The organism is Pseudomonas sp. gcc21 (assembly GCF_012844345.1).
Taxonomy (GTDB): domain Bacteria; phylum Pseudomonadota; class Gammaproteobacteria; order Pseudomonadales; family Pseudomonadaceae; genus Halopseudomonas.
Map to the genome: position 1 here is coordinate 2,127,075 of NZ_CP051625.1, position 19,711 is coordinate 2,146,785.

At 60.5% G+C, this 19,711-nt stretch carries 22 protein-coding genes and 1 tRNA gene; 20 read left to right on the plus strand and 3 right to left on the minus strand.

What is annotated here, in order from left to right:
• Positions 1–44: 44 nt before the first annotated feature.
• Genes yajC through queA form a run of 3 tightly spaced genes read right to left on the minus strand, consistent with a single transcriptional unit; the run spans position 45 to position 2,608 of the window.
• Positions 45–377 (minus strand): preprotein translocase subunit YajC, encoded by a 333-nt coding sequence (yajC, locus tag HG264_RS09785; protein WP_150299437.1) that lies wholly within the window; start codon positions 375–377, stop codon positions 45–47.
• A 57-nt stretch (positions 378–434) separates the two neighbouring features.
• Positions 435–1,553, minus strand: a complete 1,119-nt coding sequence (gene tgt / locus HG264_RS09790; RefSeq protein ID WP_169409085.1) for a tRNA guanosine(34) transglycosylase Tgt — start codon at positions 1,551–1,553, stop codon at positions 435–437.
• 5 nt (positions 1,554–1,558) lie between these two features.
• Complete coding sequence (gene queA, locus HG264_RS09795; RefSeq protein ID WP_169407482.1) at positions 1,559–2,608, minus strand: tRNA preQ1(34) S-adenosylmethionine ribosyltransferase-isomerase QueA; 1,050 nt, start codon at positions 2,606–2,608, stop codon at positions 1,559–1,561.
• A 120-nt stretch (positions 2,609–2,728) separates the two neighbouring features.
• Here queA and HG264_RS09800 point away from each other — a divergent pair.
• The 20 genes from HG264_RS09800 to HG264_RS09895 all read left to right on the plus strand — a co-directional run bounded on the left by HG264_RS09800 (position 2,729) and on the right by HG264_RS09895 (position 19,710).
• Positions 2,729–2,815: transfer RNA gene (locus HG264_RS09800), tRNA-Leu, on the plus strand.
• A 241-nt stretch (positions 2,816–3,056) separates the two neighbouring features.
• Positions 3,057–3,725, plus strand: coding sequence for a beta-ketoacyl synthase chain length factor (locus HG264_RS09805; protein WP_169407483.1), 669 nt, complete (start codon positions 3,057–3,059; stop codon positions 3,723–3,725).
• Positions 3,722–4,546: a 1-acyl-sn-glycerol-3-phosphate acyltransferase gene (locus HG264_RS09810; RefSeq protein WP_169407484.1), complete on the plus strand. Its 825-nt coding sequence runs from the start codon at positions 3,722–3,724 to the stop codon at positions 4,544–4,546. The genes HG264_RS09805 and HG264_RS09810 overlap by 4 nt, the downstream gene beginning before the upstream one ends.
• Positions 4,482–4,751 carry a phosphopantetheine-binding protein gene (locus HG264_RS09815; RefSeq protein ID WP_169407485.1) on the plus strand — a complete coding sequence of 90 codons (270 nt, stop codon included), beginning with the start codon at positions 4,482–4,484 and terminating at the stop codon, positions 4,749–4,751. Before HG264_RS09810 ends, HG264_RS09815 begins: the two co-directional genes overlap by 65 nt.
• On the plus strand, positions 4,741–5,004 hold the full coding sequence (locus HG264_RS09820) for an acyl carrier protein (protein ID WP_169407486.1): 264 nt from the start codon (positions 4,741–4,743) through the stop codon (positions 5,002–5,004). Before HG264_RS09815 ends, HG264_RS09820 begins: the two co-directional genes overlap by 11 nt.
• A 3-nt stretch (positions 5,005–5,007) precedes the next feature.
• The gene (locus tag HG264_RS09825) at positions 5,008–5,544 is read left to right on the plus strand and encodes a hypothetical protein (protein ID WP_218572970.1); all 537 of its coding nucleotides are present in this window, start codon (positions 5,008–5,010) and stop codon (positions 5,542–5,544) included.
• Entirely contained in the window at positions 5,541–7,247 is a 1,707-nt protein-coding gene (locus HG264_RS09830) for an AMP-binding protein (protein ID WP_169407487.1), read from the plus strand. The genes HG264_RS09825 and HG264_RS09830 overlap by 4 nt, the downstream gene beginning before the upstream one ends.
• Positions 7,240–7,998 carry a glycosyltransferase family 2 protein gene (locus tag HG264_RS09835; protein WP_169407488.1) on the plus strand — a complete coding sequence of 253 codons (759 nt, stop codon included), beginning with the start codon at positions 7,240–7,242 and terminating at the stop codon, positions 7,996–7,998. Before HG264_RS09830 ends, HG264_RS09835 begins: the two co-directional genes overlap by 8 nt.
• Positions 7,995–8,933, plus strand: coding sequence for a glycosyl transferase (locus HG264_RS09840; protein ID WP_169407489.1), 939 nt, complete (start codon positions 7,995–7,997; stop codon positions 8,931–8,933). The genes HG264_RS09835 and HG264_RS09840 overlap by 4 nt, the downstream gene beginning before the upstream one ends.
• Entirely contained in the window at positions 8,926–10,491 is a 1,566-nt protein-coding gene (hutH, locus tag HG264_RS09845; RefSeq protein WP_218573061.1) for a histidine ammonia-lyase, read from the plus strand. The genes HG264_RS09840 and hutH overlap by 8 nt, the downstream gene beginning before the upstream one ends.
• Complete coding sequence (locus HG264_RS09850) at positions 10,478–10,915, plus strand: thioesterase family protein (protein ID WP_169407491.1); 438 nt, start codon at positions 10,478–10,480, stop codon at positions 10,913–10,915. Before hutH ends, HG264_RS09850 begins: the two co-directional genes overlap by 14 nt.
• Positions 10,915–11,460, plus strand: coding sequence for a LolA-related protein (locus tag HG264_RS09855; protein ID WP_169407492.1), 546 nt, complete (start codon positions 10,915–10,917; stop codon positions 11,458–11,460). The genes HG264_RS09850 and HG264_RS09855 overlap by 1 nt, the downstream gene beginning before the upstream one ends.
• The gene (locus HG264_RS09860; RefSeq protein ID WP_178102807.1) at positions 11,460–13,769 is read left to right on the plus strand and encodes an MMPL family transporter; all 2,310 of its coding nucleotides are present in this window, start codon (positions 11,460–11,462) and stop codon (positions 13,767–13,769) included. Before HG264_RS09855 ends, HG264_RS09860 begins: the two co-directional genes overlap by 1 nt.
• Positions 13,747–15,036 carry an NAD(P)/FAD-dependent oxidoreductase gene (locus HG264_RS09865; RefSeq protein WP_178102808.1) on the plus strand — a complete coding sequence of 430 codons (1,290 nt, stop codon included), beginning with the start codon at positions 13,747–13,749 and terminating at the stop codon, positions 15,034–15,036. Before HG264_RS09860 ends, HG264_RS09865 begins: the two co-directional genes overlap by 23 nt.
• Before the next feature lie 5 nt (positions 15,037–15,041).
• The gene (locus HG264_RS09870; RefSeq protein WP_169407493.1) at positions 15,042–15,608 is read left to right on the plus strand and encodes a DUF3261 domain-containing protein; all 567 of its coding nucleotides are present in this window, start codon (positions 15,042–15,044) and stop codon (positions 15,606–15,608) included.
• A complete protein-coding gene (locus HG264_RS09875; RefSeq protein WP_256663656.1) occupies positions 15,593–16,777 on the plus strand; it encodes a beta-ketoacyl-ACP synthase in 1,185 nt (394 codons plus the stop codon). The genes HG264_RS09870 and HG264_RS09875 overlap by 16 nt, the downstream gene beginning before the upstream one ends.
• Positions 16,770–17,261 (plus strand): hypothetical protein, encoded by a 492-nt coding sequence (locus tag HG264_RS09880; RefSeq protein ID WP_169407494.1) that lies wholly within the window; start codon positions 16,770–16,772, stop codon positions 17,259–17,261. Before HG264_RS09875 ends, HG264_RS09880 begins: the two co-directional genes overlap by 8 nt.
• Positions 17,258–17,983 (plus strand): 3-oxoacyl-ACP reductase FabG, encoded by a 726-nt coding sequence (gene fabG, locus HG264_RS09885; RefSeq protein WP_169407495.1) that lies wholly within the window; start codon positions 17,258–17,260, stop codon positions 17,981–17,983. The genes HG264_RS09880 and fabG overlap by 4 nt, the downstream gene beginning before the upstream one ends.
• A complete protein-coding gene (locus HG264_RS09890) occupies positions 17,983–19,239 on the plus strand; it encodes a beta-ketoacyl-ACP synthase (protein WP_169407496.1) in 1,257 nt (418 codons plus the stop codon). The genes fabG and HG264_RS09890 overlap by 1 nt, the downstream gene beginning before the upstream one ends.
• A 24-nt stretch (positions 19,240–19,263) precedes the next feature.
• Positions 19,264–19,710 carry an excinuclease gene (locus tag HG264_RS09895; RefSeq protein WP_218572971.1) on the plus strand — a complete coding sequence of 149 codons (447 nt, stop codon included), beginning with the start codon at positions 19,264–19,266 and terminating at the stop codon, positions 19,708–19,710.
• Position 19,711 lies beyond the last annotated feature (1 nt).

The following is a 19,711-nucleotide window of genomic DNA, read 5'->3' on the forward strand; positions in this document are numbered from 1 at the left end:
TCCGGGCGCCAATTGAGGCGCCCGGACAGATGATTATTGACGAATCAGATGGCTTTCAGCGTGCCCTTCGGCAATGCAGCGACTACAGCGCCCTTCTGGAATTTGAGCTCGTGACCATCGCCCACTTCAAGAACGATGAACTCGTCTGTCACCTTGCGCACCTTGCCCAGGATGCCACCACCGGTGACCACTTCATCACCAACGCTGAGGCCGCCGATTAGATTCTTGTGTTCCTTGGCACGTTTGGCCTGCGGGCGCCAGATCATCAGATAGAAGATGACCAGAAAACCGAGCAGAAAAACCCACTCGAAACCGCCACCCATCGGAGCGGCTCCGTCAGCAGTCTGGGCCATGGCAGCGGGGATAAAAAAACTCATGTGTAGCTCCTGTTATGAACGCGCAAGAAAAGTTTAATGGGGCCTCCCTGGCGCTTTTCAAGCCTCAAGAGGAGGTACCGGCAGGCCTAGCCGAGCGTAGAAATCTTCCACGAAGCGGGACAATGTACCCTGTTGAATGGCACCGCGCAAACCGGCCATAACACGTTGATAGTGCCGCAGGTTATGGATGGTATTAAGCATGCTGCCGAGCATTTCGCCGCACTTGTCGAGATGATGTAAATAGGCCCGTGTGAAGTGCTGGCAGGTGTAGCAATCACAGCCTGGATCCAGTGGCGAATCATCGTGGCGATGCACCGCGTTGCGGATCTTGATCACGCCGCTATCGGTGAACAGGTGACCATTACGGGCGTTGCGGGTGGGCATCACGCAGTCGAACATATCGACCCCGCGACGCACACCCTCAACCAGATCCTCCGGCTTGCCTACGCCCATCAGATAGCGCGGCTTGTCCGCAGGCATTTTCGGCGGGAGAAAATCCAGCACCCGGATCATTTCAGACTTGGGCTCGCCAACCGACAGCCCGCCAATCGCCAGGCCGTCGAAACCGATCTGCTCCAGCCCATCGAGCGATCGCATGCGAAGCTCTTCATGCATGCCGCCCTGCACAATCCCGAACAGCGCTGAGGGGTTACCTTCATGGGCTGCCTTGGAACGCTTGGCCCAGCGCAGCGAAAGCTCCATCGACCGGCGCGCTACCTCCCCGTCAGCGGGGTAAGGCGTGCATTCATCAAAGATCATCACGATATCGGAGCCGAGATCGCGCTGGACCTGCATGGACTCTTCCGGCCCCATGAAAACCTTGGCACCGTCCACCGGGGACGAGAAATACACGCCCTCTTCCTTGATCTTGCGCATGGCGCCCAAGCTGAACACCTGGAACCCGCCCGAGTCAGTCAGGATCGGCCCTTCCCATTGCATGAAATCATGCAGATCGCCGTGCTTCTTGATGACCTCGGTGCCGGGTCGCAACCAGAGATGAAAGGTGTTGCCGAGGATGATGTGCGCGCCGATTGCTTCGACGTCGCGCGGCAACATGCCTTTAACCGTGCCGTATGTACCCACCGGCATGAAGGCTGGGGTTTCCACCACGCCCCGCGGAAAAGTCAGCCGGCCGCGACGGGCCTTGCCATCAGTAGCCAGCAATTCAAACTGCATATGACTCATTGAATATCCTCGGGTCCGGTAGCGGCCGGGTTGCGGGTGATGAACATGGCATCACCATAACTGAAGAAACGGTAGCGCTCTGCAACAGCGGCGCGATAAGCCGCCATGGTCTGCGGGTAGCCGGCAAATGCCGACACCAGCATCAGCAGCGTCGATTCCGGCAAGTGAAAATTGGTTACCAGCGCATCAACCACATGAAAGGGTTTGCCAGGGTAGATGAAGATATCGGTGTCGCCGCTGAAGGGCTTGAGCTCCCCGTCCTGCGCGGCGGTTTCCAGCGATCGAACGCTGGTTGTACCCACCGCGACGACGCGCCCGCCACGCGCCTTGCAGGCTTTAACGGCATCGACCACCGCCTGGCCGACTTCCAGCCACTCGCTGTGCATATTATGCTCTTCGATGCGCTCTACTCTCACCGGCTGAAAAGTGCCCGCGCCTACGTGGAGCGTCACCTGCGCTGTTTCAACGCCTTTCTCGGCTATGGCCTCAAGCAGCTGATTGTCGAAATGCAGGCCCGCAGTTGGAGCCGCGACCGCTCCCTCACGCTGTGCATAAACAGTCTGGTAGCGCTCGCGGTCCGCTGTTTCATCCGGCCTATCTATATAAGGTGGCAGCGGCATATGCCCGATGCGCTCCAGCAGCGGCAGCACCGGCTCATTGAATGCCAGTTCGAACAACGCATCATGTCGGCCGAGCATTTCAGCCTGGGCATCGCCATCCAACAGGATCCTGCTGCCCGGCTTGGGTGATTTACTGGCGCGCACATGGGCCAGCACGCGGTGCGAATCCAGCACCCGCTCAATGAGGATTTCCAACTGCCCCCCGGTTTCCTTACGGCCAAACAGCCGCGCCGGGATAACCCGCGTATTGTTGAACACCATCAGATCCCCGGGGTGCAAAAACTCCAGCAAATCAACAAAGTGCTTATGCTGCAGCTCCCCGGACGGTCCATCCAGGTACAACAGACGACTGCCCCGCCGCTCGGCCAATGGATGATGAGCAATCAGACTGTCCGGCAGGTCAAAATGAAAATCGCTGACGCGCATGCTGGAGTGATTCCGGTGGGAAGAAAAGGGCGCATATATTAGCGGAAATACTCGCCCCAGACCATTGACCTTCCCCTCTTCCGGTTCGTATACTCCGCGCCGGCTAGCTTGATACGCAAAGCCTCGATGGCGGAATTGGTAGACGCGGCGGATTCAAAATCCGTTTCTGGTGACAGAGTGGGAGTTCGATTCTCCCTCGAGGCACCATTCGCAATGGCGAATGGTTACATAAGACGAGTTTATGCTTTCCCGGCGGCTCGCCTGTCTCCCCTCCCTGCATATTTCGCTCCTCCAGTCTTTTGAGCCCGACTATCTTTCTTTGCTGGGATTTCAACGTCCGAAATCGCCATGCGTCTGATTCACGGTTTTTAATCCCCGACGCGTCTGGCCGTAACATTTCATAACGACTAAGATTGCGCTTTTCCGCCATCAACACAGCGATTCACGGATGAAGTGTCCCGTTTACATCGAAGACTGGGTGGCCTGGACGGCCGACTCGGAGTTTTCGATCCGGCCAGGCCATGCCGTTGCAGAGCGCCAGGGCGAGTCGATGCTGCCCCGAATGCTGCGTCGTCGGCTCAGCGCGACCGGCCGTGCCGTGTGTGATTCAGCGAGTGTGCTGGATGATGGCTCCGGGGTTCCCGTCATACATGCTTCTCGCCACGGCGACGTCTCAAGCTCTCTGACAATGTTGGGTGCGCTGGAGGCTGGCGATCCGGTTTCTCCAAGCAGTTTCTCAATGTCTGTGCACAATGCCGTGCTCGGTGTGTACTCCATCGCGCGCCAGCATCGCGGACCGACCCAGGCGCTTGGTGCCTGCGGCAACGAGTTCGAGGCGCTGATTGCCGAAGCGACGGGTTATCTGGCCACGGGCAAACAGGCTGTGATCGCCCTTTTTTCAGAGGGTGAGATTCCCCAGTCTTTGCGATCGCACACCGAGTTCCCGCCCTGCCCCTGCGTGGTCGCCCTTCGGCTGACGGCTGGTACAGGGCAACGCCTGCTGAGCGAGCCGGCCAGCTCTGCACAGCGACCGACGCCTCTGCAGGTTATCGACTGGCTTAGCCGGGATGTTGCCTCCCTGACCGCACGACAACGCTGGTTTCTGGAGCACGCATGACACTGAATCAATGGCGCCGCGGCTTTGGCACTGCTATCTGTTTCAGCGTCTTCGGAATCGGCGGTCTGATCATTGGTGTGGTAATCGCACCGCTCTTGCTGATTCTCGTACGTGACGACACACGCCGTCAGCACCTTACTCGCCGACTCATCCGCCAGGCATTCAAGGGTTTTATCGCATTGATGCGTCTGGTTGGCGTGGCCGAATCCCGCATCGGTAATGGAGAGCGGCTTAAGCGTCCTGGCCTGCTGATTCTCGCCAATCACCCCTCGCTGATCGATGTGATCTATCTGATCGCCAATACCCCTAATGCCAACTGCATCGTTAACGGTCAGCTGGCGAATAACCCATTCACCCGCGGCCCGATCAAGGCCGCAGGTTATATAACCAACAGCGACCCGGAGGCGGTGCTGGAAGCGGCTAAAGCCAGCCTCGCAGCGGGCAACTCGTTGATCCTCTTTCCTGAAGGAACGCGCACAAGGCCTTCCGAGCCCATCAGCTTCCGCCGCGGCGGCGCCAACATCGCCCTGCATACAGGCACAGCCATTACACCTGTGTTGATTCGCTGCAATCCAACGACCTTGACCAAGGGCGAACCCTGGTACCGCATCCCGCCGCGCAGAATATGTATGGAGCTGCAGGTATTATCCGATGTGCCGATACCCCATGATTCGAACCAACCTGTCAGACACCGCGCCAGAGCACTAACTGCCTGGCTGACCGATTATTTCAATAAAGAGCTGGAGCAGTTTTCCCATGACCGAGACACAAGACCTGTCGCTGGAAATCAAGCAGATGATTATCGACACGCTGGAGCTTGAGGACATCACTCCGGACGACATAGAGCCGGAGGCAGCCTTGTTCGGCGAAGGGCTGGGACTGGACTCTATCGACGCTCTTGAGCTGGGCCTGGCACTGCAAAAGCGCTACGGCATCAAGCTGGACGCAGAAGCAGAGGAAACCCGCAGTCACTTTGCCAGCCTTAACGCGCTGACCGCTCTCGTGGAGGCCCGCCGTGCCCACTGATTCGCCTGCCAAGAACACTGATGTATTCGATTACCTGAGCAAGACGCTGGTCGAGCTGTTCGATGTTGATCCAGACAACATCACCCCTGAAGCGCGACTGTATGAAGACCTGGATATCGATAGCATCGATGCAGTTGATATGGTGGTTGAATTGAAACGCTTCACCGGTCGGCGTATCGATCCGGAGGACTTCAAATCGGTGCGCACCGTGCAGGATGTCGTCGACGCAGTCGACCGCCTGATGCAGCGTTAGACCGTGAAGTCGAGTTTCACTTCCATACTGGGTGCGTTGGCGATGTTACTGTGGCCGGTGCTGGTGCTGAGCCTGCATGGGCAGCTGGGCAGTTGGCCATTACTGATCGTCGGTGCTGCCCTGCTCGCCTGGCGGCTGCCGCAGGCCAGAACTCTGGCAATCATCGCTGCCCTGGTACTGATCAGCCTTGGCGTGCTGGGCCATGCAGAGCTGGGTATGCGCGCTTATCCGGTCGCTATCAGCCTCATCATGTTGATTGTTTTTGCCGGTAGCCTGATCCATGGCATGCCCGTCATTGAACGCCTGGCCCGCCTGCGCGAACCCGACCTGCCCGAGGAAGGAGTGGTGTATACACGCCGGGTGACATGGGCCTGGTGCTTCTTTTTCGTCGCAAACGGCGGTATTTCCGCCTGGACAGCGCTCTATGCCGACCTTACTACCTGGACGCTATACAACGGTTTTATCAGCTACTGCCTGATGGGTCTGATGTTCGCTGGAGAGTGGGTGTGCCGTCGACATGTGCGGAGGGCCGTCGCGTGAGCTTCACACCTCTTTGTCAGCTGCCCTGGCGCAGCCACACAGCGTCTCCTTCTGGCTTACCTGCACACTGGGTTGATTCCGCACGCTTGACTGAACGGGTCGATGCCTGGCGCGGATGGCTTGATGGGCGACCGGGCGGACGCTGGATTCTGTGTCATACCAACCCCCTGGAATTCACCAGCGCCCTGCTCGCACTCTGGGAAACCGGTCGAATCGCAGTACTGCCGGCCGACGACCGCCCTGGCACGCTCGCAGGCCTTGCCGATACAACAGACGGACAGATTCCGTTACGGCCGGACGCCCCGGGCGCGCCGTGCGGTCTATCACTCACTGCAGTCACTATTACGCCCGCTACGCCTGCTCTGGCGCTCTATACTTCCGGCTCCACAGGCCAACCGGTCGAATTCTCCAAGAATTTCGCGCAACTGGATGGAGAGCTTGCCGTGCATAGCCAGTTGTGGCCTTTGGACGAGAGTAGCTGCGTGATAGCGCAGGTGAGTCACCAGCACATCTACGGATTACTGGCGGCCGTGTTGCATCCGCTGTGCTCAGGCGTGCCCTTTTGCGGCGAGGACTGTCATTATCCAGAGCGGCTAGCCGAACGAATCGCCGAGGCCGGCCAATCCGGCCTCGCGCCGGTCATGGTCAGCTCGCCGCCGCAATTGGCACGCATCCCCGAACACATCGCATGGGCCACCTTGCCACGCTTGCAGCGCGTATTTTCGTCGGGCGCACCGCTCGCACAGCCCCACGCCGCACGCGCCGAAAGCGTGTTGGGCGCGCCGGTTATCGAGATCTATGGCAGCACCGAAACCGGCGGCATCGCACGGCGCCGACAGGCTGTCAGTGACGCCTGGAGCGCACTGCCTGATGTCGAGCTGTCCTTTGACAGCGAACGCCTGGCGTTGCGCTCCCCCTTTCTCGCTGACCCGCACGCCTGGTGGCAACAGCCGGATCGGGTGAGCGGCACGCCAGAACAATTCCATTTGCTCGGCCGGGACGACCGCCTGGTCAAGATCGGCGGCAAGCGCGTATCCCTGGATCGCATTGAGCAGGTGCTTGCGGGACACCCCAGCGTAAAGTCTGCCCGCTGCGTTGAACTCGGGCGCGATGATGGCCGCCTCGGCTGCATTGTTGTGCTTGGGTCAAGCAGCATTCCAGTCGAGCATCCGCAGCGTCACGAGCTGACCCGCCAGTTGCGCGGGATCTTGGGCGAGCATATCGAGCAGGTCACCATCCCCCGCTACTGGCGATTCGTCGAGTCTCTGCCCTGTAACGCGCAGGGCAAGCTGGACCGTGGGCTTATTGAACGTCTTTTTGAAGACCTTCTGGATGACCGCAAACCGCGCTGGCTCGGAACGGAGCAGGCGGATGAACGCGCCTGCTCACTCGTTCTTGAGGTACCAGAACGCCTGGTTTTCCTCGACGGGCATTTTGACGTGTTTCCGATCGTGCCGGGGGTGGTCATCGTGCAATGGGCTATCCAGCAGGCGGAGCGCTGTTTCGGGCCATTCGGAGACTTTGCCGGATGCGAGCAATTGAAATTCCAGCAACCGCTGCGCCCCGGCATGCGCCTTCGTCTCGATCTGACCCGGCGCGACAATGGCTTTGCCTTCGCGTTCCACTCCCACAAGGGCAAGCACGCCAATGGCCGCGTCAGCTTCAACAGCGCCCCGGCAACCCGCGAGGCGCGCCATGACTGATCTGCGCGTCTGTATTCTCATACCGGTTTACAACCACCCTGACAGCATCGCCGACGTATGCGCCTCCATCGCGCACCTGGCGCTTCCGGTCCTGCTGGTAGACGACGGCTGCGAATCACGGTGCGCGCAGGTGTTGGACGGTCTGGCGGCGCAGGGTCACCATCTACTGCGATTACCGCACAATCAGGGAAAAGGCGCGGCGGTGCGGGCTGGGCTGCAACATGCAGAGCAGCTGGGCTTTACCCATGCCCTGCAGATCGATGCAGATGGGCAACATGCCGTTGCCGACCTGCCCGCCTTCCTCGAGGCATCCGTACAGGCGCCCCAGGCTTTGGCAATCGGCTACCCGCGATATGACGAGACGGTATCCCGGGTTCGCTTCTATGGCCGCTACGCCACCCACATCTGGGTCTGGATCAATACGCTGTCGCTGGAGATCAAAGATTCCATGTGTGGCGCCCGGCTGTATCCGTTACGCCAGGTGAATGCCTTGCTGCGCCGTCATCCATGCGGGGACCGCATGGCCTTTGATACTGAAATTCTGGTGCGCTGGTACTGGGCTGGCGGCGAGCTGTGCAATCTTCCGGTGCGCGTGCATTACCCCGCCGATGGGGTCAGCCATTTCCGGATGCTGCGCGATAATGTGCAGATATCAGCCATGCATGCACGGCTGTTCTTCGGCATGTTGATGCGCTTTCCCCGCCTGTTGTTAAGCCGTTTCCGGCGACACCGCATGAGCCTGGCACGATGAGTCACTGGGCCCGCATCGGTGAGCGCGGCACGCTGACCGGTATGCAGACGATGGTGTTCATTCAGCGCAACCTGGGCCGCTGGCCGTTCCTGTTGGTCCTGAGGCCGGTAATCCTCTGGTATTTCCTTACCCACCGCACTGCCCGAAACGCCTCCGCCGAGTACCTGTGTCGCCTGGATGCAGGACTGCAATGGCGTCCCCTGGCCCTGCTTTGGCAAAGCTATCGGCATTTCCTTCAGTTTGGGGATGCATTGATGGACAAGGTCGCGGCATGGAGTGACTCCATTGGCGAGGATCGTTTGCGCGGCGAAGGCTTTCGACGGTTTGGCGAAGCCATTCGCGGCGGGCGCGGCGGCATTGTATTGATCGCCCACCACGGCAATCTGGATATCGCCAACGCGCTGGCCAAGCATCATCCGGAACTGGATATGACGGTCATGATGCACACGCGTAACGCCGGCAAATTCAATGCGCTGCTGGAGCGCGTCACCGGTCAGCCAAGACCCAACGTGCTTGAAGTCACCGAAATCGGTCCGGCCACCGCACAGGAGCTGGCCGAACGTGTGCAACGCGGCGGCTTCGTCGTCATCGCCGCTGACCGCATTCCGGTCACCGGAGCCCGGCTGCGCCACATCCCTTTTCTGGGTGAACAGGCCGCCTTCCCCGAAGGCCCGTTTCTACTGGCGATGCTGTTGCGTTGCCCGGTCTACACCCTCTCCTGCGTCCGCGACGGCAATGGCTTTCACATCGATTTCGAACTCTTCGATGATGTAACCGAGCTGCCCCGCAAGGAGCGCGAAGCCTGGATCAGCCGGTCGATGCAACGCTTCGCCGATCAGCTTGCGATGCGCGTGCAGCGCCATCCCCTGCAGTGGTTCAATTTCTACCCTTTCTGGCTTGGCCATACTGGAAACACGCATGACAATAATGTTTGAAGTGCCAACAACCCGCACCGCCGACGCTCCGCTGGTGCTCGACGGATCCCCGGTCACTCTGGAAGAGGTATTGGCGGTTGCCGAAGGACGGCGCACGGCAATATTGTCCAGCGACTCCACGTTCCGCGAGCGCATCGCTCGGGGTAATGCGTTCCTCGAACGCCTGCTCGCCGAAGACGGCGTGATCTATGGCGTCACTACAGGCTACGGCGATTCCTGCACCCGGGCAGTAGCGGCTGAGGATCTCGAAACCCTGCCTCATCAGCTGTTCACTTTCCACGGCTGTGGTCTGGGCCAGGTATTGCCGGTTGAAGCTGCCCGCGCAGTGGTGCTGGTGCGACTGGTGTCCCTGTGCCGTGGCTATTCCGGCGTCACGGTAGAACTGCTCGAACGGCTGGCCTGGTTGCTGGAACACGACGTGATGCCGGTCATCCCCGAGGAAGGCTCGGTTGGCGCGAGCGGCGATCTGACGCCCTTGTCCTACCTCGCAGCAGTGCTGTGTGGCGAACGCGAGGTGTTCTACCAAGGCGAGCGCCGGCCGACTGCCGAGGTATTTGACGAGCTGGGACTGACGCCCTATCGCCTGCGGCCAAAGGAAGGACTGGCCTTGATGAACGGCACCGCAGTCATGACTGCATTGAGTGTCTTTGCCTTCAGCCGCTGCGTCTACCTGGCACAGCTGGCCTCACGCATTACCGGACTGGCGGTCTATGCACTGGATGGCAACCCTTACCATTTCGACGCCGACCTGTTCGCCGCCAAGCCGCACCCCGGTCAGAACCGCGTGGCAGACCGCCTGCGCGAAGATTTGCATGTGCCGAGCACGCCGCGCAATTCGCCCCGCCTGCAGGACCGCTACTCCACCCGTTGCGCACCCCATGTGATCGGCGTGGTAGAAGACGCCCTGCCCTTCTGGCGTCAGTTTCTCGAAACCGAGCTGAACAGTGCCAATGACAATCCGCTGATCGATGCCGAGAACGGCAAGATCATGCACGGCGGTCATTTCTATGGCGGTCATGTCGCCTTCGTCATGGACAGCCTTAAACAGGCCGCCGCCAACCTTGCCGACTTGCTCGATCGTCAACTGGCGCAACTGGTCGACACGCGCTTCAGTCACGGGCTACCCAGCAACCTGAGCGGCGCTACCCCTGAGCGCGCGCCGCTCAATCACGGTTACAAGGCTGTACAGATTGGCGCGTCCGCCTGGACCGCCGAGGCGCTCAAGCTGACCATGCCGGCCAGCGTGTTTTCCCGCTCCACCGAATGCCACAACCAGGACAAGGTCAGCATGGGGACTATCGCAGCCCGTGATGCACTACGGGTGCTGACGCTGGTTGAGCAGGTGGCCGCCGCCGCGCTGCACGCATCCTGTCAGGCGCTGCAACTGCGCGCCGCCAGACCGGATGCCGAAGCACCGCCAGAACAGTTGCAGGCCTTTGTCGCCGAGTGCCGCGAGCATATTGCACCGCTCGGAGAAGATCGGGCACTGGAAACCGACCTGCGCCTGCTCTGCGAACTGATACGCACCCGCCATTGGAGGTTGTATGACGCCGGATGATCGCCCGCTGCCGTCAGTCGAAGTCGAGATGATCATCCCTTTCCACGACGTCGACATGATGGAGATCGTCTGGCACGGCCACTACGTGCGCTATCTGGAGATTGCGCGGTGCGAGCTGCTGGACCAGATCGACTACAACTACATGCAGATGCGCGAATCCGGTTTTGCCTGGCCGGTAATCGATATGCGCTTGCGCTATGCCCAGCCGATGCGCTTCACGCAGCGCATTGCCATCGAAGCACGCCTTACCGAATGGGAGCACCGACTGAAAGTCGATTACACCATTCGTGACGCCGCGAGCCGACAGCGTCTGACCCGCGCGTGGAGCATTCAGGTCGCGGTGGATGTGGCTAGCCGCGAGATGTGCCTGGCCTCACCGCAGCTGTTGGTCGACAAGCTGCTTAGCTGGCAGGCGAAGCAGTGATGATTCGCCCGGCGCTTGCCGCGACGCTGCTCACGCTGGCTCTGACCAGTCCGCAGGCACATGCAGAAGCATCCAGGCCAGAATTGCTCGAGCATCTGCGCAGCAATGCGCCTGAATGCGGCGAGTTCGAGCAGTCCCGCTGGCTTGCCGATTTCGATATGCATCTCAATAGCCGCGGCACCTTCGAGCGCCAGGCCAACGGCCTGATCTGGCGTACGCTGCACCCGGTGCAGAGCGACGTCGTACTGTCGGAGAACAACTCCGATCTGCCGCTTGGTTATCAGGCCATGCTGCCCATATTCAATGGCCTGCTCGCGGGCGACTGGCAGAGCCTGGATCAGTATTTCTCCACACAGCTGAGCGGAACCCCGGAAGCCTGGCGCGCCCAACTGACGCCCCGGAACAAGCAGGTCGCTGCCCAGCTTACCGACCTGGTTGTCGAGGGCGCAGCCGAGCTGGAACACATAGCTGTCGCCTTTAGTGATGGCGATCGCATGGATATTCATCTCACCCCTAGTCCCTGCCCTACGCCGGTCACGCCCTGATGAACACGGTCGGCTGCGATAAGCGCGCCAGGGCAGCTGCCTGGCTTTGGGGGTTGGCACTGCTGGTTTGTGCCGCACTCCTTGGCTGGCAGCTAAGCAATTGCCCCCGCTGGGATACGCGGATCGTCAGCCTGCTCCCTGATACACCGCAATCCGCCCTGGTGATACGCGCTGAACAGCGCCTTGCCGACGGCGCAGCCAATGACTTCGTGCTGCTGGTGAATGGACCAGACGCGCGCGGGCTGGCCCAGGCACTGCAGTCAGCGTTGCTGGACAGGCAGGTATTGCAGCAAGGCGAACACAGGCTGCGCAGCCGTCCGGACCGCGAACTGGCGGATTTCCGTTATCGGTTACTTGCTGACTCGCTCGTCGCAGCCGATACACAGGCGTGGGTGGACCGAGCCTTGTCCCGCCTGTTCAGCCCCGGACTCGATCCTGATCTGCGCCGGGACCCCTTCGGCCTGCAGGACGCCTGGATTCAACAGCAACTGGGCACGCACTGGCGCCTGGACGGCGAGTTCCCGGTGGTTGGCGATTCAGAAGAGCGCTGGTTGCTGATTACCGGCACGCTGAGCGGCAGCGCCTATGACATGGCATTGCAAGCGTCGCTGAGCGAGGCGCTTGAAGATTTTCAGTCCGCCCACCCTGACGCCCGCGTCCTGCGCGCCGGACTGGTGTTCCATGCTGCAGCCGGTGCGCAACAAGCTCGTCAGGAGGTATCCACCATCGGCATCGGCTCGTTGCTCGGCATCCTGGGGATGCTCTGGATTGTGTTTCGCAACGCGCAAACTCTATTGAGCCTCATGTTGCCGGTTGCCTGTGGCCTGCTGGTTGCACTACCGATCAGCTGGCTCATCTTCGGCTCACTGAATCTGCTGACGCTCGCGTTCGGCGCCAGCTTGATAGGCATCGCCGTCGACTATGCGCTGCACCTGCAATCCGCCCGACACCTCGCTCCGGACCGGCCGCTGACGCAGATCTGGCCCGCGCTGCTGCTTGGATTGATATCCAGCCTGGCGGCTTACCTTATTCAGCTGGCCACGCCCTTTCCCGGACTGCGGCAAATGGCAACCTTCGCGGCATTGGGACTGATCGGCGCCTGGCTGACAGTGCGCTTGTGGTTGCCGCTTATTCCGGTGCGTCAGCATCCGGCGACTTCGCGGATCGCGGCGCAGCTTGGTCTGCTTCGTTTGTCAGCAGGAGCACGTTTGTCGTGGATCGCTCTGGCAAGCGTGATGATCATGGGTATTTTGCTCATCCTGTTCCGCCTGGAGGTCAGCAATGACCTGCGCGAACTCAACCCGTCACCTGCCGACCTGATTGCCGAGCAGCAGCAAGTGCAGAGATTGATGCAACGCCCCGGCGGCAGTCACTACCTGATTGTCGAAGCGGACAATGGGGATGCCTTGCTGACACGGCTGGAGCAGCTGCATCCTGCCCTGGTTGATCTGGCGGAGAAAGGCCATCTGGCACAGTTTCGCCACCTGGCTCAGGCCGTACCCTCGGCCGAGCGCCAGCAGCAAAACCTGCAGCGCGTCGAAGCCTTATACAGCTCCGCGGTAGGACTGCTAGCAGAGCGCGCAGGCCTACCCGCACATGTATTGCCCCGCCACATCGAGCCCGGCTCGCGAGCCTTTGTCGCGGGCGACTGGTTTGCCACTTCTCTGGGGCGCGCTGACGAGCTGCTGTGGTTGGATGAGCCTGATGAAAAGGCCGCCTCGATCGTACTCCTGGGCAACGTGGATGAAGTTGGCCGCCATGCGCTGCAAAGGCTGTCACAGGCTGAAGATGTGCACTATCACGACCGGGTCGCACAGCTTGGGCAGGTGCTCGGCGAAATACGCAACAGCATCGCGCTCTGGCTTGGCGTCGCCATCGCAGGGCTTGCATTGATATTCGGCTGGCGGTACGGAATGTCCGCATGGCGCGTACTGTTGCCACCGCTCGGTGCCATGGTCGTCTGCCTGGCGGTACTGGCCCTGAGCGATACCGGCCTGACGCTGTTTCACCTGTTGGGGCTGCTGCTGGTGCTGGGCATAGGCCTGGACGCAGGAATATTCAGCATTGAGCATGCTCAGGATCCCGCCTCATGGCTGGGCATAACGCTGTCTTGCGCATCCAGCCTGCTCGCCTTCGGATTACTGTCGTTCAGCGCCACGCCGGCGCTGGCACACCTGGGAACGACCTGCCTGGTCGGCCTGGGAACTACATGGCTGCTGGTCCCCTTCGCACAGGCCGGCAACCTCACACTCACTGACACTTCTTCAGCATCAGGCAAGGAACCGCATGGAAAAGCGCAACCCGAATAGTCCCTCCATACAAACAGAGGAAACCGATGTAGCGATCATTGGCGCGGGGCCCTCCGGCGCTGCGGCGGCTGCCTGGCTCGCTAGAAACGGGCTGCGCGTGCAGGTTATCGAGCGCACCCAGTTCCCGCGATTTTCAATCGGCGAAAGCCTGTTGCCGCAGTGCATGGTCCACCTCGAAACCTGCGGCCTGCTCGATGCAGCGCTGGCTGGCGGATTTCAAATCAAGAATGGCGCTGCATTTACCTGGCGCGGTATCAACACCGCCATCGATTTTCGCGACAAGTTCAGCGAGGGCCCGGGGACGACCTGGCAGGTACCCCGTGCAGACTTTGACCATCGACTCATCGAAGGCGCACGCGACGCCGGCGCCCAGGTTCAGTACGAGACCCTGGTGGAGGACTTCACTCCTGATGCCGATCGCCCGAGCCTGACCTTGCGCACCAAGGACGGCGAGCGCCGCATCCTGCGCGCGCGCTTCATCCTTGATGCGAGTGGTTATGGCCGAGTGCTGTCACGCCTGGCCAATCTGTCCAAGGCCTCCACACTTGAATCACGTTGCGCGCTGTTCATGCATATCGAGGATCACATTGACCATCCAGAGCATGACCGTGAAAAGATCCTCATCGGCGTACACCCTACGCACCCCGGTGTCTGGTACTGGCTGATCCCCTTCAGTGATGGACGTTCCTCCGTCGGCGTAGTCGGTGACAGGGAAACGTTGCAGGCAGCCGGTGATGACGATACCACGCGCCTCTGGCATTTCCTGAATCAGGAACCGACGCTGGCTGAGTATCTGCGAAACGCCACTCAGGTGCGCGACACCAACCGGCTGGAAGGTTACTCCGCGGATGTGAAGCGCTTGCATGGGCCGGGATTTGCTCTGCTCGGCAACGCTGGTGAATTTCTTGATCCGGTGTTCTCATCGGGCGTAACAGTGGCACTGGATTCAGCTGTGCGCGCAGCCCCGCTGGTCAAGCGTCAGCTGGCGGGCGAAACCATTGACTGGGATATGGAGTTCGAGCAGCCGCTGCGCCGTGGTGTAGCGACCTTCCGGGAGTTCGTCGAAGCCTGGTATGACGGTCGCCTGCCGAAGATCATCTTCAATCAGCACCAGTCGCCGCGCATTCGTTCGATGATCAGCTCTGTGCTCGCCGGTTACGCCTGGGATCAAAGCAACCCCTTCGTATCAGCCAGCCGCCGTCGGTTGAATAGCCTGGCAGAAGCGTGTTCGACCGACTCGGTCAGCGATGAGCTGGTCACTCAGTGAACCGGATGCTTGAATTGGTTCGGGGTGGTCTGGCCGGGCTGCTGTTCTGCGTTTGGCTTGGCGGCTGCGCCATCTCGCCCCGCCCGGCGCCTATTCCGGACCTTGCGACGCTACCGGCGAGGGCACCACAGGCCCAGCGTCTGGTATTCGAGCACAACGGCGAATGGCGCGAGTTGCTCGCGCTGATTCGCCATAATCAGACTTCTCTGCGGCTGGCGTTACTCAGCCCACAGGGCCAGCGTCTGCTGATATTGGAGCAGGACAGCGCCGGTGCTCGCTTTTTGCCGGGAGCAGCATTCGAACCGCCATTTTCCGCACAATGGCTGGCGGAGCGAATCGCCTGGAGCCTGTGGCCAGCGGATGAGCTTGAACAGGCATTTGCGGGTTCACACTGGGCTGTACAGCAGCACGAAGGCGGCCATAGAATTTATTACAGGAAGCAGTTGATGGCGACCGTAAGCGACGGTGACAACTGCCATATCGTCGACGACGTGCAGGCCGGATACCGGCTGTATCGCGCGCCCCTCGAGCCGGACGCCACCCAGGAAAAGTCGTTATGCCCCATCCCATGAATGTTTCACCACCCTGTCGGCTGTCACGCCCGGCTCTGGTCTGCTCATTGGGCGACGATCTGCAGACGATCTCGGCTGCGCTGTTCTCAGGACTCCGTGGGTTGTCAGTCAGCGACCGTTTCACACCTGGCCGCCCGGTGCCGTTGGGCACAGTCAATGTCGCACTGCCAGATAGCAGTGCCTGGCCGGCTAGACATCGCTCGCGCAATAACCAGTTATTGGCAGCGGTCCTCGAACAGCTTCAGCCGGAGATCGACGCGTTCCGCGCCCGCAAGCCGGACGCCTGTATAGGCGTCGTCCTGGGCACCAGCACATCGGGGATCGGCGAGACCGAACTGGCATTGGCGGCCAGTGAAGACGGCGAGTGGCCCGAGGATTTTCACTATCAGCGGCAGGAGATCGGCGCACCCTCGGACTTCATTTCCGAACAACTGAAACTGGATGGTCCGTCTCACACCCTGTCGACAGCGTGCACTTCAAGCGCATTAGCGCTGACCAGTGCCTATCGCATGCTCGCCGCGGGGCTGTGTGATGCCGTGATTGCGGGAGGAGCCGATAGCCTCTGCGGCCTGACGGTGAACGGTTTCGGTTCTCTGGAAGCCCTGAGCGATGAGTGCTGCCAGCCTTTCTCAAGCAACCGCGGCGGTATCAATCTCGGTGAGGCTGCGGCCCTGTTTCTGGTGACCCGTGAGCCCGGTGGAACCCAGCTGGTCGGTTATGGTGAAAGCAGCGACGCCCACCATATTTCTGCCCCGCACCCTGAAGGCGCGGGCGCCATTGCCGCGATGCAGGCAGCGTTGCAGATGAGCGGTTACGAGGCGTCAGATCTGCATTATGTGAACCTGCACGGTACCGCCACCCGCCAGAACGACAGCATGGAAGCCCTGGCCGTTAATCAAGTATTCGGCTCACAGCTTCCGTGCAGTTCGACCAAAGCCCTTACCGGACACACCCTCGGCGCCTGCGGCGCGTTGGAAGCCGCGTTCTGCTGGCTTGCACTGAACACCGGGCGCCTGCCACCGCACGTCAGCGATGGAAATACCGACCCCGACCTGCCGCCTCTTGGATACGCTGAGGCTGTAGACTTCCAGGGCACCCGCGCGCTGAGCAATTCATTCGCCTTTGGCGGCAATAATGTCGCCCTGTTACTGGAGCGCCAGGATGCTTGAAACCAGCCGTAGTCACCTGACGCTACCCTGCGATATTGCGCCCTTCGTGCCACATCAGCGGCGCATGTGTCTGCTCGACCGATTGCTGGATGTCGGTGACGAGCACCTGCGTGCCGAGGTAATACCTGATCCCGATGATCTGTTTGCCAGCGACACAGGCATACCGGGCTGGGTAGGCCTGGAATGGCTCGCCCAGGCGGTTGCCGCGTGGGCAGGCGTTCAGCGGGTAACCGGCGGCGCACAACCCGCGGTCGGATTCCTTCTAGGCACGCGGCGTTATCATTCTTCAGTTTCATCCTTTGCCTTCGACGAACCGGTTACCGTTGAGGTATTTCTGGATTTTCGCGCCGAGAACGGGCTGGGCGCTTTCCGTGGCCAGTTACTGGATATCCATAATCAGATCATTGCTACAGCCACGCTCAACGTCTTTCAGCCCGACTCGGATGAGGCGCTGGCTGCCATGCAAAACGGAGAATCACCATGACCGATACCGTACTGGTAACCGGCTCGAGCCGTGGCATCGGCCGCGCTATTGCACTTCGCCTGGCACGGGACGGTTTCGATATCGTGCTGCACTGCCGAAACCGGGCCGACGCTGCGCAGGCAGTTGCCAGTGAAATCGAAGCACTCGGCCGCAGTGCCCGCATACTTCAGTTCGATGTCGCCGACCGCGAGGCAGCCCGGCTCGCGCTGGAGACGGATGTCGAAACGCACGGCGCCTATTACGGCGTGGTGTGCAACGCCGGCATCACAGCCGACGCCGCCTTTCCGGCGCTGACCGATGACAACTGGGACAGCGTGATTCACACCAACCTGGACGGTTTCTACAACGTACTGAAACCGCTTTCGATGCCCATGATCCGGCGACGCAAACCGGGTCGTATCGTCATCATGTCATCGGTATCGGGTCTGATGGGCAACCGGGGTCAGGTCAACTACAGTGCTGCCAAGGCTGGACTGATCGGCGCGGCCAAGGCCCTGGCCGTAGAGCTGGCAAAGCGCAAGATCACCGTCAATTGCGTGGCCCCGGGCCTGATCGACACCGAGATGGTCGACGAGCACGTGCTCGAAGCCGCGCTGCAGGCGATCCCGATGCAGCGGATCGGCACCAGTGAAGAAGTGGCTGCGACCGTGGCGTTCCTGTGCTCCAAGGATGCGGGATATATCACGCGGCAGGTCTTTGCAGTAAACGGAGGAATGTGCTGATGGAATCAGCTCAACGTAAGGATGGTCTGGGCCGTCGCGTTGTTATCACCGGCATGGCCGGCTTTTCGCCAATAGGTCATGACTGGGCGAGCATCCGCGACAGGCTCGAACGCATGGAAACCGGTGTGCGACACATGCCGGACTGGGATGAATACGAAGGGCTCAACACACGCCTGGGCGCGCCGGTCGAAAACTTCGTACTGCCCCGACACTATAATCGCCGCGTGCTGCGTAGCATGGGCCGTGGTGCCCAGATGGCCACACGGGCCACCGAGCTCGCCCTGACCGACGCGGGCCTGATCGACGACCCATTACTTACCAGTGGCGATCTGGGTATCTCCTACGGCTCCTCCGCAGGTGAGCCAGACGCGGTAGCGGACTTCGGCAACATGCTGCTCAACAAGTCCACTGACGGGCTCAACGCCAACTCCTACATCCGCATGATGGCGCATACCGCTGCGGTGAATATCGGTGTGTACTTCGGTATTCGCGGGCGGATTCATACCACCTCCAGCGCCTGCACCTCAGGCAGTCAAGGGATCGGCTACGCGTATGAAGCCATCCGCTTCGGACGTCAGAAAGCCATGGTCGCCGGCGGGTGTGAGGAACTGTCTGCGTCAGAAGCAGCGGTATTCGATACGCTGTTCGCGACCAGCACACGCAATGATGCGCCCCATACGTCGCCGCGGCCGTTCGATGCGAAACGTGACGGGCTCGTCGTCGGCGAAGGCGCTGGGACCCTTATACTCGAAGACCTCGAACATGCCCTCGCACGCGGCGCTCACATTTATGCCGAAGTGCTTGGTTTTGGCACCAACAGCGACGGCCGTCATGTCACACAACCGGATTCATTGATGATGGAGCAGGCGATCCGCATGGCTTTGGCTGACGCGCAGGTCCCTGGAGACCAGATCGGATATATCAGTGCCCACGGCACTGCGACCAATCTGGGCGACATCGCCGAAAGCCACGCCACCCATGCTGTGTTCGGGGACAAGACGCCCATCAGTGCGATGAAGAGCTTCACCGGTCATACGCTGGGCGCCTGCGGGGCGCTGGAAGCCTGGGCAGCGATCGAGATGGCGCGCGATGGCCGGTTTCACGCCTGCGCCAATCTGGATGAAGTCGATCCGGCCTGCGCCCAACTGGACTACATCACAGGCCAATCCAGGAAAATCGATTGCCAATATGTCATAAGCAACAACTTTGCCTTTGGCGGCATCAATACGTCACTGGTATTGGAACGTTGGAACTGATTATTACAACCACAAGGAAAAACCATGCGTAAAGGAATCATGCCACTGGCATTCGTGCTCTCCGGTCTCATGTTTGCTGGCGTTGCCGAAGCCCGGGACACCACCCACATGCTGTCTGTCCAGGATCTGATGGCGAGTGCCGATGCCAAGGCCAAGCTCGACCCTTCGGTCAAGTTCGTCTTTGCCGACGCCCCGCACGGCAAAGTGCTCAAACGTCACGGTAACTTCGTGACCAACAAGAAGACCAATGCCTTCGGCAAATCCGATCAGCAAGCCTGCCAATGGGTCATGCTGTCCGCGCTTATCGCCCTGCAGGATCGCGTAAAAGCCGAAGGCGGGAATGCGGTGGTCAATATTGAAAGCTTTTACAAACAGCAGCCCATGAAATCGCGTACCGAGTATGAATGCCACGCCGGCGCTATCATGGCGGGCGTCGCACTGCGCGGTGACGTGGTTACCCTCGCCAAATAGT